The organism is Albidovulum sp. (assembly GCF_049646345.1).
Classification (GTDB): Bacteria; Pseudomonadota; Alphaproteobacteria; order Rhodobacterales; family Rhodobacteraceae; genus Albidovulum.
The window spans coordinates 15,807-27,014 of the sequence record NZ_JBARVQ010000481.1 but is presented as its reverse complement, the minus strand read 5'-3'; the positions used below and the strand labels follow the sequence as shown (position 1 = coordinate 27,014).

The 11,208-nt window shown below is 64.0% G+C and carries 14 protein-coding genes; 12 read left to right on the top strand and 2 right to left on the bottom strand.

Going from position 1 to position 11,208, the window contains the following annotated elements; translation table 11 throughout:
* The first annotated feature begins 44 nt into the window (after positions 1-44).
* From phnC to WBB85_RS12120, 5 genes are read left to right on the top strand one after another with little or no spacing between them, the layout of a single operon-like run.
* Complete coding sequence (gene phnC, locus WBB85_RS12140; RefSeq protein WP_432638872.1) at positions 45-866, top strand: phosphonate ABC transporter ATP-binding protein; 822 nt, start codon at positions 45-47, stop codon at positions 864-866.
* Positions 867-916: 50 nt separating this feature from the next.
* The gene (gene phnD / locus WBB85_RS12135; RefSeq protein ID WP_432638871.1) at positions 917-1,828 is read left to right on the top strand and encodes a phosphonate ABC transporter substrate-binding protein; all 912 of its coding nucleotides are present in this window, start codon (positions 917-919) and stop codon (positions 1,826-1,828) included.
* Positions 1,829-1,882: 54 nt separating this feature from the next.
* Positions 1,883-2,737: a phosphonate ABC transporter, permease protein PhnE gene (gene phnE, locus WBB85_RS12130; protein WP_432638870.1), complete on the top strand. Its 855-nt coding sequence runs from the start codon at positions 1,883-1,885 to the stop codon at positions 2,735-2,737.
* A complete protein-coding gene (gene phnE / locus WBB85_RS12125) occupies positions 2,734-4,065 on the top strand; it encodes a phosphonate ABC transporter, permease protein PhnE (protein WP_432638869.1) in 1,332 nt (443 codons plus the stop codon). Before phnE (WBB85_RS12130) ends, phnE (WBB85_RS12125) begins: the two co-directional genes overlap by 4 nt.
* 4 nt (positions 4,066-4,069) lie before the next feature.
* Positions 4,070-4,687: a chloramphenicol acetyltransferase gene (locus WBB85_RS12120; protein WP_432638868.1), complete on the top strand. Its 618-nt coding sequence runs from the start codon at positions 4,070-4,072 to the stop codon at positions 4,685-4,687.
* Here the strand turns inward: WBB85_RS12120 and phnF are convergent.
* Positions 4,684-5,397 carry a phosphonate metabolism transcriptional regulator PhnF gene (gene phnF / locus WBB85_RS12115; RefSeq protein ID WP_432638867.1) on the bottom strand — a complete coding sequence of 238 codons (714 nt, stop codon included), beginning with the start codon at positions 5,395-5,397 and terminating at the stop codon, positions 4,684-4,686. The genes WBB85_RS12120 and phnF overlap by 4 nt on opposite strands.
* A gap of 77 nt (positions 5,398-5,474) precedes the next feature.
* On the opposite strand from phnF, the gene phnG reads away from it, so the two are divergent.
* From phnG to phnN, 7 genes are read left to right on the top strand one after another with little or no spacing between them, the layout of a single operon-like run.
* The gene (gene phnG, locus WBB85_RS12110; protein WP_432638866.1) at positions 5,475-5,921 is read left to right on the top strand and encodes a phosphonate C-P lyase system protein PhnG; all 447 of its coding nucleotides are present in this window, start codon (positions 5,475-5,477) and stop codon (positions 5,919-5,921) included.
* A gap of 2 nt (positions 5,922-5,923) precedes the next feature.
* Positions 5,924-6,493: a phosphonate C-P lyase system protein PhnH gene (phnH, locus tag WBB85_RS12105; RefSeq protein WP_432638865.1), complete on the top strand. Its 570-nt coding sequence runs from the start codon at positions 5,924-5,926 to the stop codon at positions 6,491-6,493.
* Position 6,494: 1 nt separating this feature from the next.
* A complete protein-coding gene (locus WBB85_RS12100) occupies positions 6,495-7,586 on the top strand; it encodes a carbon-phosphorus lyase complex subunit PhnI (protein WP_432638864.1) in 1,092 nt (363 codons plus the stop codon).
* Complete coding sequence (locus WBB85_RS12095; RefSeq protein WP_432638863.1) at positions 7,583-8,455, top strand: alpha-D-ribose 1-methylphosphonate 5-phosphate C-P-lyase PhnJ; 873 nt, start codon at positions 7,583-7,585, stop codon at positions 8,453-8,455. Before WBB85_RS12100 ends, WBB85_RS12095 begins: the two co-directional genes overlap by 4 nt.
* The gene (phnK, locus tag WBB85_RS12090; protein WP_432638862.1) at positions 8,452-9,264 is read left to right on the top strand and encodes a phosphonate C-P lyase system protein PhnK; all 813 of its coding nucleotides are present in this window, start codon (positions 8,452-8,454) and stop codon (positions 9,262-9,264) included. The genes WBB85_RS12095 and phnK overlap by 4 nt, the downstream gene beginning before the upstream one ends.
* A gap of 4 nt (positions 9,265-9,268) precedes the next feature.
* Positions 9,269-9,952 carry a phosphonate C-P lyase system protein PhnL gene (phnL, locus tag WBB85_RS12085; protein WP_432638861.1) on the top strand — a complete coding sequence of 228 codons (684 nt, stop codon included), beginning with the start codon at positions 9,269-9,271 and terminating at the stop codon, positions 9,950-9,952.
* Between the two features lies 1 nt (position 9,953).
* Positions 9,954-10,502, top strand: coding sequence for a phosphonate metabolism protein/1,5-bisphosphokinase (PRPP-forming) PhnN (phnN, locus tag WBB85_RS12080; RefSeq protein WP_432638860.1), 549 nt, complete (start codon positions 9,954-9,956; stop codon positions 10,500-10,502).
* Here phnN and WBB85_RS12075 read toward each other — a convergent pair.
* Positions 10,484-11,161: a DUF1045 domain-containing protein gene (locus tag WBB85_RS12075; protein ID WP_432638859.1), complete on the bottom strand. Its 678-nt coding sequence runs from the start codon at positions 11,159-11,161 to the stop codon at positions 10,484-10,486. The genes phnN and WBB85_RS12075 overlap by 19 nt on opposite strands.
* Positions 11,162-11,208: the final 47 nt, after the last annotated feature.

Sequence of the window (11,208 nt, the reverse complement as noted above, 5' to 3'; positions counted from 1 at the left end):
GTCACAAACCGGGCCTAGACGGCCTCCAACTGGTTGGGGGTCACATGAAAATCGACATCGTCAATGTCAGCAAGATCTACGGCCCCAAGGCCGCGGTCGACAATGTGAGCCTGTCGCTGGACGGTGCCGGGTTCGTCGGCATCATCGGCCGGTCGGGTGCCGGAAAGTCCACGCTGCTGCGGATGCTCAACCGTCTGTCGGATGCGAGCCGTGGGCAGATCCTTGTCGACGGCACCGATATCCTGGCCCTCAAGGGGGCCGGGAAACGCGCCTGGCAGAACCGCTGCGCGATGGTCTTTCAGCAGTTCAATCTTGTGCCGCGCATGGATGTCGCCTCGAACGTGCTGCACGGGCTGCTTGGGCGGCGCTCGACCATGCGGACCGTGTTCAATCTGTGGTCCGAAGCCGATATCCGGCAGGCGCTGGACATTCTCGACCGGCTTGGCGTGGCCGAACAGGCCGCCAAACGGGCCGAGGCCCTGTCGGGCGGCCAGCAACAGCGCGTCGCCATTGCCCGCGCCCTGATGCAGGACCCGGCAATCATCCTTGCGGATGAACCCATCGCCTCGCTCGATCCGATGAACGCGCAGGTGGTGATGGATACGCTGAAACGCATCCAGACCGAGGACGGTCGCATGGTGATCGCCAATCTCCACACGCTCGACACCGCGCGTCGCTATTGCGACCGGGTGATCGGGATGCGCGACGGGCGCGTCGTCTTTGACGGCACGCCCGATCAACTGACAACCGGGGTTGCGCGCGACATTTACGGGGCCGACGCCTCGTTTTCCGAGGCCGCGACCTCAACCGCCATCGAGGCGCTCGAACCCGACACGGATTACGCCGTCGCCATGCTGGGCGACTGAGTAGAACCGGGCCATGCCATCCGGGCAGGCCCATCACAAGGAAGACTGCCATGAAAAACCTGCTTGCCATTCTGGCCGCCACGACCGCGCTTTCCGGCGCGCTTCACGCTGAAGAGATCACCGGCTTCAACATCGGCATCCTCGGTGGCGAAAACGCCCAGGATCGCCTCAGCTCGAACGAATGCCTGCGCAAGCATGCCGAGGACGCTTTGGGCGTGCCGGTGAAACTCTTTGCGCCCGCCGACTATGACGGTGTGATTCAGGGCCTGCTGGGCGGCACCATCGACATGTCGCTGATGGGGGCTTCAAGCTATGCCAAAGTCTATCTGACCGACCCTGAAGCAGTGGAACCGGTTCTGGTCAAGACCGCGCTTGATGGCTCTTACACCTATTTCTCCATTGGTTTTGCCCGCAAGGACAGCGGCATCGCCACACTCGCCGATGTGCAGGGCAAAAGCTTTGGCTTTGGCGATCCGAACTCCACTTCGGGCTATCTGATCCCCTCGGTCGAGATCCCGGCAGAGACCGGCCATTCGATGAATTCGGGTGACTATTTTGGTGAGGTGAAGTTCACCGGAGGTCATGAACAGACCATCGTTGCGGTCAGCAACGGCGATATCGACGCGGGCGTGACCTGGGCCGATGGTCAGGGCAACTGGGAAGACGGCTATAACTTCGGCGCGCTGCGCAAGGCGGTCGATGCAGGTCTGGTCGATATGAACGACCTCGTGGAAATCTGGCGTTCCAAGCCCATCGCGGGTGAGCCGCTGGTCATCCGCAAGGCGCTGCCCGAAGAGGTGCGCGTCAAGATGACGGCGCTGATGGCGGGCCTGAAGGAAAGCGATCCCGAATGCGCTTACGGCGTTGCTGCGGGCGAAACGGCGGGTTTCGTGCCGATCACGCATGACTACTACAAAACCATCGTCGAAATTCGTCGCCAGAAGATCGAATCCGGGTCCTAAGCGACCCTCGGGCCGGGGGTTCATGCCCCCGGCCCTCTCATATCCGGACATGCCATGAGCCTCGCTGCCCAACCTGACCCCGCAGACTATATTGCCATGATCCGCCGCAAGCGCCTTTACGGGGGCGTTTTGATTGTCCTCTTCATGGTGCTCATGGCCAGCGGGTTCCGAACCGCCGATGCCCGCAATGCGGGCGGGTTCCTTGACGGTCTGCACCGCATCCTCGATTTCCCGGCCGAGATCTTTTCCGAAGCTTTCTCAAACTGGCGCAATCTGCCCGGCCTCTTCGTTCAGTTCATCCCCTCGCTGTTAGAGACACTGAACATCGCCGCCGTCTCGACCCTCTTCGGCGGGCTTCTGGCGATGGTGCTGGCCTTTCTTTCAACCCGTGGCCTGGCGCTCTGGCCGCGTCTCACGCCGCTCTTCCGCCGCGCGATGGATATCATGCGCGCGGTGCCCGAGATTGTCATCGCGCTGGTCCTGATCTTTCTGCTTGGCGGCGGCCCGGTTCCGGCGATGATCGCCATTGCCTTTCACACGACCGGCGCGCTGGGCAAGCTTTTCTCCGAGGCCGCCGAAAACGCCGACCTGAAGCCGGTCGAAGGCCTTGCCTCAACTGGTGCCGGCTGGGTCCAGCGCATGTGGTTCGGCGTCCTGCCGCAGGTCGCGCCGAACTGGTCGAGCTATGCGCTCCTCAGGTTTGAGATCAATATCCGCGCCTCGGCGATCCTCGGTTTCGTCGGCTCCGGCGGCATTGGCTATGACCTGAAGACAGCGCTGCAATGGGGTCAGGGCAAATACGATCAGGTCGTGGCGATCTTTGCGCTCCTGCTCCTGACCATCATCGTCGTCGATCACTTCTCTGACCGCGCCCGCGCGCGGCTTGTCAAAGGGGGCCTGGGCGCATGAGCATTGCCGCGACGGATATGGACGCGCTGCGCGTCGGGGTGGCGCAGCGTTTCGGGATGCGCAAGCGGCTGTCCTTGGCAGTGCCGGGGCTGATCCTGCTCTACCTCACCTACATCTTCTTTGCCTTCGACATTCCCGGTGTCGCCTCCCGCGCCAGGCCCGAGAATGCCGCGGTGCTTCTGGGCGATTTCTGGTCCTACAAGACCCATGTGACCCGCGACAACCGCACGGGCGCGGTGACAACCGCTATCGAGGGCGAACGCAAGGGCGAATACCCCGAAGGTACTGCGCCGGACTGGGTGACGCTTGGCGAAATGACGCGGATCGACCTGCCGGGCGGGGCCGAGGTGCGGTATCTGCCGACCGGCATTGCCGCGCTGAGCATCCCGGATTTCGGCGACATGGCCATAGCGCCTGAGGGTCGCGCGATCGCTGTCACCCTGCCCGAAGGGATGGATCAACCCGACTGGATGAGCATGTCGAAAAACCGTGTCAGCATCAATCACGGCGACTGGCGGTTTGCAATGACGCCGTCCAAGGCCGAGACGTTTCGCTATCAGGCAGGGTGGGAGCTGTTCTTTTTCACCCTCGACAGCCCGTTCCACGGCAAATCGCTGGGTGAGTTGATCACGCTAGCGACGAGCGGCACGGCTGTGGTGCCGGATCGTTCCAACCTTTCTGCCATGATGCACGATTTCTGGACCAACAAGATGTGGCGCCATTCGGATGTGTTCTGGGCGATGGGCGAAACGGTGCTGATGGCCTTTCTCGGCACAATGGGTGCGGGGCTGATCGCCTTTCCGCTTGCCTTTTTCGCCGCGTCGAATTTCACACCTGCGCGCTGGCTCCGGCTGGGTCTGCGCCGGGTCTTCGACCTTTTCCGCGGTATCGACGGTCTGATCTGGACGGTGATCCTGTCGCGCGCCTTCGGGCCGGGGCCCTTGACCGGGGCGCTTGCGATCCTGATGACCGATACCGGCACTTTCGGAAAAACCTTCTCTGAGGCGTTGGAGAATATCGACGGCAAGCAGGTGGAAGGCGTGCAATCGACCGGTGCCAATGCGCCGCAACGGATGCGCTTCGGGGTCATTCCCCAGATCGCCCCAGTGATCCTGTCGCAACTGCTCTACTACCTCGAATCCAACACCCGCTCGGCGACGGTGATCGGGGCGCTTGTGGGCGGCGGCATCGGGCTTTTGCTGACGCAGGCGATCATCACCCAGAAGGACTGGGAAGAGGTCTCCTATTACATGGTGCTGATCGTCCTGACGGTGATGCTGCTCGACAGCCTCTCGGGCTGGGTCCGGCGGCGGATCATCAAGGGCTGAGGTCATGGCGCGGCTTCGGGCGAATGCGCCCCTGATCCATCCCGACTGCACAATCGTGAACGCGACCTTCGGGGCCTTTACCGAGGTCGGGCAGGGATCGCGCATTCAGAACACGGTGTTCGGCGACTATGCCTATTGCGACCGCCTCGCCGATATCGCCAATACCGATGTCGGACGCTTTGCCAACATCGCGGCAATGACGCGGATCGGACCGTCCGACCACCCCTGGCGCAATGCAGCGCAGCATCATTTCCTCTACCGCTCGGCATCCTATTTCGACGACGTGGAAGACGATGCCGGGTTCTTCGCGCGCCGGGCCCTGCGGCGGACGATCCTTGGTGCCGATTGCTGGATCGGCCACGGCGCGATCGTCAAGCCTGAGGTAAAGGTGGGCATCGGTGCGGTCGTCGCCGCTGGCGCGGTCGTTACAAAGGACGTCGCCCCGTTCATGATCGTTGCGGGCGTCCCTGCAGAACCCCTGCGCCGCCGCTTTCCCGAAGCCATTGCCGAACGTCTGCTGAGGCTCGCATGGTGGAACTGGGATCCTGCCCGGCTGCGTGCGGCACTTGACGACTTTCGCCGTCTGCCCGCCGAGGCATTTCTTGACGCATATGAGCGCTAGTTTTCGTCCGGTGCCACCGTCAGCGCGACCCGGTCGCCCGGGAACCAGCTGATCCCGAATTCCACCACCCGCCCTGACGCATCCACATTGATCGCCTCGGTCCTGAGGATCGGCGCGCCTTCGGCCACTTTCAGAAGGCCGGCACGTGGCCCGCGCGCGGCCTTTGCCGTGATGCGGGTGGAGGCGCGGGTATAGTCGGTCACCTCCATCTCGGCCAGGGCCGCCGTGACCGATTTCAACCGCCCCAGCGCCTCGGGCAGCGCCGGGAAGCGGTCGGCCGGAAAGACCGACCGAAAGAGGTTCAGCGGCAGCGTATCGCCAAGCGAGATGCCTTCGAAGACATGGACCCGGTCGGTGCCGACCGCGCGGGCTTCCGCCGCGGTGGCAGGCCGCGTCTCGATCCGGATCACCTCACGCGACGGGGTGCGGCCGCTGGCCGTGACATTCTGCTGAAACCGCACGCGGCGGCCCAGCGGATAGTCGGTGGGCGGCGCGGCCGCGACAAAAACCCCGGCCCCGCGACGCGAGACGGTCAGGCCTGCCCCGGCCAGATGCGCCAGCGCATGACGGACCGTATGGCGGTTCACGCCGAAGCGGGCAGAAAGCTGTGCCTCGGTCGGCAGTTTCGCACCTTCCGGGTAAAGCCCGGCGCTGATTTCGGATCGCATTGTGTCGGCAATCATGCGCCAGACGGGTGAGGACTTTGTCATAGAAACTTCATTTGTCTTTGGGGCCCGGATCGGCGATGACTTGTCTAGTTGTATAGCAATCTAGACAAATCGGCAAGATGTCCATGACGACGACACATACCAAAGACCGGCAGGCCCGTATGGGTCTTCTGGCCCGTGCGAACCCGACCCGGCTGTCCGCCCTGATGCCCGATCTTCCGCCGCATGACTGGCTGCGCCCACCCGAAAGCGGCGCCGTGATGGTTCAAGGTCGGGTGGGCGCCTCGGGCGGGGCCTTCAACCTGGGTGAGATGTCGGTCACGCGCTGTGCACTCAGGCTTAAATCCGGCGCTGTCGGGCATGCCTATATACAGGGCCGCGACCGCGATCACGCCGCCCGTGCCGCTGCCATTGACGCGCTGATGCAGGGGCCATCTGCCGAACGGATCGAGGCCGATATCCTGTCGCCCTTGCGCCGGGAGGAAGAAAGCAGCCGCCGCGCCCGGGCCGAGAAAGCCGCCGCAACCAAAGTTGAATTCTTCACCATGGTCAGAGGAGAGGACTAGCGATGCCGGAAGATTTCCTGATTGGGTCATTCGCCCATCCCGCCGAAAATGCCGCCCTTGCCTTCCGCGCCTGTCTGGAGGCGATGGCCCGCCCGGGCCGGGTCCAGACCATCAGCGGGGCCATACCGCCCGCACCCTTGTCTGTTGCAGCGGGCACAGTACTTCTGACACTCGCAGATACATCGACCTCGCTCTTTCTCGCGCCCTCGCATGACACCGCCGCCATTCGCGACTGGATCGCCTTTCATTGCGGCGCGCCCATCGTGCCCGCCGAACAGGCGACATTCGCACTCGGCACATGGGAAGCGTTGCACCCGATCTCGCGTTTCGACATCGGCACATCGGACTATCCCGACCGTTCGGCCACGCTGGTCGTCGAGATGGAGGCGCTTACAGAACCGAATGCCCGTCTGACCGGCCCGGGGATCGAGACCGCGCATGAGGCCCGCCTGCCAGAGATTGCAGCCTTCCGTGACAATCGTGCGCGCTTCCCGCTGGGCTTCGACTGCCTGTTCACCAGCAATACCAGCGTTACCGCCCTGCCGCGGTCAACCCATGTGACGGCACTTTAGGATGTATGTAGCGACCAAAGGCGGCGAACGCGCCATCGACGCAGCCCACCAATGGCTGGCCGAGGAACGGCGCGGCGACCCCGCCGTTCCGGACCTCACCATCGCGCAAATCCGCGAACAAATGACGCTCGCGGTCAACCGGGTGATGGCCGAGGGCTCGCTTTACGATCCCGACCTTGCCGCACTGGCGATCAAACAGGCGCGCGGTGATCTGATCGAGGCGATTTTTCTTATACGCGCCTACCGCACCACGCTGCCTCGCTTCGGGTCATCCCGTCCGATCGAAACCGGCGATATGGCGATCACCCGCCGCATCTCGGCCACGTTCAAGGATGTGCCTGGCGGGCAGGTTCTGGGCCCGACCTTCGACTACACGCACCGCCTGCTCGACTTCAAACTGATGGCCGAGGGCGACGCGTCCACGGCCGAACGGAAAGCCGCCGACCCCGATCCCGCGCCGCATATCCTGTCGCTGCTGGACCGCGATGGGCTGATGGAACCGCTTGGCGCGGATCACGGCACCCCGCGTGACCTGACGCGTGAGCCCATGGAACTGCCCGCCGACCGTCCGCTGCGCCTTCAGGCCCTGACGCGCGGCGATGAGGGCTTTCTGCTGTCGCTCGCCTATTCCACCCAGCGCGGCTACGGGCGCACGCATGCCTTCGTCGGCGAATTGCGCATCGGCACCTGCGCGGTCGAGATGGAGATCCCCGAACTCGGCTTTTCCATTGAGATCGGAGAGATCGAATTGACCGAATGCGAAACGGTGAACCAGTTCACCGGATCAAAAACCGAACCGCCGCAATTCACCCGGGGCTACGGCCTTGTCATGGGCCAGTCCGAACGCAAGGCGATTTCCATGAGCCTTGTCGACCGCGCCTTGCGCTGGGAAGAACTGGGCGAGGAAAACACCGGCGCACCGGCGCAGGATACGGAATTCGTCCTTTATCATTCCGACAATATCCAGGCGACGGGTTTCCTCGAACATATCAAGCTGCCCCACTACGTCGATTTCCAGTCGGAACTGGAACTCATCCGCAAACTGCGCCGCGCCGCTGTCGCTGCGCCCGGGGCATTGGAGGCGGCGGAATGAGTGATCTGGCCTACAACTTCGCCTATCTCGATGAGGCGACCAAGCGGATGATCCGCCGCGCGCTGCTCAAGGCGCTTGCGATCCCCGGCTATCAGGTGCCCTTCGCCAGCCGCGAAATGCCGATGCCTTACGGCTGGGGCACCGGCGGGGTGCAGGTGACGGCGGCCTGCCTCGCGCCCGCCGATACGCTGAAGGTCATCGACCAGGGGGCGGATGATACGACCAACGCCGTCTCGATCCGCAAATTCTTCGAACGCACGGCCCGCGTCGCCACAACGACCGCCACGGCGAAGGCAAGCATCATCCAGACCCGCCACCGCATTCCCGAGGAAAAGCTGACTGAGGGTCAGGTGCTCGTCTATCAGGTGCCGATCCCCGAACCCCTGCGCTTTCTTGAGCCGCGCGAAAGCGAGACGCGCCGCATGCATGCGCTTGAGGAATACGGGCTGATGCATGTGAAGCTTTACGAAGACATCGCCCGCCACGGCGAAATCGCGACCTCATACGCCTATCCGGTGAAGGTTGAGGACCGCTATGTGATGGACCCTTCGCCGATCCCGAAATTCGACAATCCGAAACTGTCGGGCATGGCGGCGATCCAGTTGTTCGGCGCGGGACGCGAACAGCGCATCTATGCGCTGCCGCCCTATACCAAGGTGGTCAGCCTCGATTTTGAGGATCACCCGTTTGAGCCTGCGAAGGCCGATCACCATTGCGACCTCTGCGGTGCGGGGCAAAGCTATCTCGATGAGGTCATCACCGATGATGCAGGCGGGCGGATGTTTGTCTGTTCCGACACCGATTTCTGCACCTCCCGCCGGGCGGAAGGCCATCACGGACGACTGACCCCGAAAGGAGAGGCCGCATGACTGCGCATGACCCCGATATCGGCACGCTGACCGCCGCGACCGAACTGCCGCTGCTGTCGGTCGGTGGCCTGACGAAGTCCTACGGGGGCGGGCGTGGCTGCGCCAATGTCAGCTTCGATCTTTGGCCGGGTGAGGTTCTGGGCATTGTCGGCGAAAGCGGATCGGGCAAATCGACGCTTCTGGGCTGTCTTGCCGGTCATATCCGCCCCGATGCGGGCCGCGTGATCTATGGCACGCAAGGCCGTATGGTCGATACAGTCCTGATGCCGGAACCGGATCAGCGGCGACTCTCGCGCACCGAATGGGCCTTTGTCCACCAGAACCCGCGCGACGGTTTGCGCATGGGGGTTTCTGCCGGCGGTAATGTCGGCGAACGGCTGATGGCGGTGGGCGCACGGAATTACGGGGCGATCCGCGAAAGTGCGACCGACTGGCTGGGCCGGGTCGAAATTGCCGCCGATCGCATCGACGACCGCCCGCGCGCCTTTTCGGGCGGCATGCAACAGCGCCTGCAGATCGCCCGCAACCTTGTGACCGGCCCCCGCCTTGTCTTCATGGATGAACCGACCGGCGGGCTTGATGTCAGCGTGCAGGCACGGCTTCTGGACCTTTTGCGCGGCCTTGTCCGGGATATGGGGCTTTCGGTGATCATCGTCACCCATGACCTTGCCGTCGCCCGGCTTCTGGCCGACCGGCTGATGGTGATGAAAGACGGGCGGGTGATCGAAGCGGGGCTGACCGATCAGGTCCTCGACGATCCTCAGGCCGCCTATACCCAGCTTCTTGTTTCCTCCGTATTGCAGGTCTGACGCGATGATCGAGATTGAAAACCTGTCGAAAGCCTTCACCCTCCACAATCAGGGCGGCGCGATCATCCCGGTGATGGCGGGGGCGGAACTGAATGTCGGCCCCGGCGAATGCGTGGCGCTGACCGGTCAATCCGGTTCGGGCAAGTCCACCCTGATGCGGATGATCTATGGGAATTACCTTGCCGCCGGTGGTGCGATCCGGGTGGAAGGTACCGACATCACCCGCGCCACCCCGCGTGAGATCATCCGGCTAAGGCGCGAAACACTGGGTTATGTCAGCCAGTTCCTGCGCGTGGTGCCAAGGGTGCCGACGCGGACGGTTGTGGCCGAGCCGCTGCTGGCCCTTGGCACCGATGCGGCGGCGGCCCATGCCCGCGCCGAGGCACTGCTGAAGATGCTCAACATCCCCGAACCGCTCTGGCAGCTTTCGCCCACTACATTCTCGGGCGGCGAACAGCAGCGCGTGAATATCGCGCGTGGCTTTGCCCATGCCTATCCGGCGATGCTGCTTGATGAACCGACCGCCTCGCTCGACGCCACGAACCGCGAGGTGGTGCTGCGGCTGATCGAAGAGGCCAAGGCGCGCGGTGCCGCGATCATCGGCATCTTTCATGATGAAGCCGCCCGGGCGCGGGTTTGCGACCGCGAGGTCGACGTGACCCGCTTTACCCCGGCGCGGGCGGCCTGACATGCCGGGCACCGGTCGTCTGATCGCACTTGTCGGCCCGTCGGGCGCGGGCAAGGACACGCTGCTGGCCGGTCTCGCCCGTGCCTGCCCCGAGGTGCATATCGCTCGGCGCACCATCTCGCGCCCGGCCTCGGCGGAAACCGAGCCATTCGAAAGCGTGGTGCCCGCGCAATTCGCAGCCTTGCGCGCAGGCGGTGCCTTCGCGCTGCACTGGGAGGCGCATGGCCTGTGCTACGGTCTTCGGCACCGGGAGCTTGCCGCGCTGATGACCGGTGGCACTGTCATCTTCAACGGCTCGCGCGCGGCACTGCCCCGGATCGCCGCGCGTCACCCGGCGCTGGAGGTTATCGTCGTCACCGTCTCACCCGGCATCCTTGCCAGCCGCCTAGCTGCGCGGGGCCGCGAAGATGCCGATGAGATTGCAGGCAGACTGGCCCGCGCCGATTTCGCCCTGCCCGCAGGTTTGACTGCGAGGACAGTGTCGAATGACGGCCGGCCCGAAGAGGGCATCGCACGACTTGCGGACCTGCTTCAGCCCGTCAGGGCGTGACGGGACAGAAGATGGAACAGCCCCGCCTCATCCTCGCCGAACAGGCAAAGATCAGCGATCCGGAAGGGCGCGGTCAGATAGGGTGCGAACCAATCCCGCGCTGCGGCTTCCACCGCCGGTATCCCCGCATCCATCGGGCCGGTCAGGGTCAGGTGAAAGCGGAATTCCTCCATCACATAGGGATAGCCGTAGAGGTCGAGCAGAGCGCGCTGCCGCGCCGTCAGGCTTTCGGGCCGACGCCGCGCATATTCGGCCTCGCTCAAAGGCGCACGGCAGGGCTCAAAAACCTCGACCACGCGCGCCGCCAGGGCCTTGATGCCAGCCAATGGCTCGGCAGGGACAAGCGCCAGAAAGTGGCCGATCCGGGCCACCGCAAGCGGGCCCGCCATGACAGGGGCCTGCTTTGCCGCGACATCGGTCAGAGCGGCCTCAAGCCCGGCGGGGTCCGTCCCCGTCAGCCGGAAAGGCGGCTTCAGCGTGCCATGAAAACCGTAGCGGCGCGGCGCGTCCGTCAGCGAGGCAAGATCGCAACCGGCAATCGCGGGCTGCGCGACATCGCGGTCCGTCGCTGCATCCCGGCCAAGCCAGCATGCCGCCGCCCCCGCGAAGGGCCCCTCAGCAGGCGCATAGTAGATCGCATAGCGTTTCATCATTTTCATTCAGCCCCATTGGCACAGGCGTGTCACCGCAATGTAACATTCGCCTG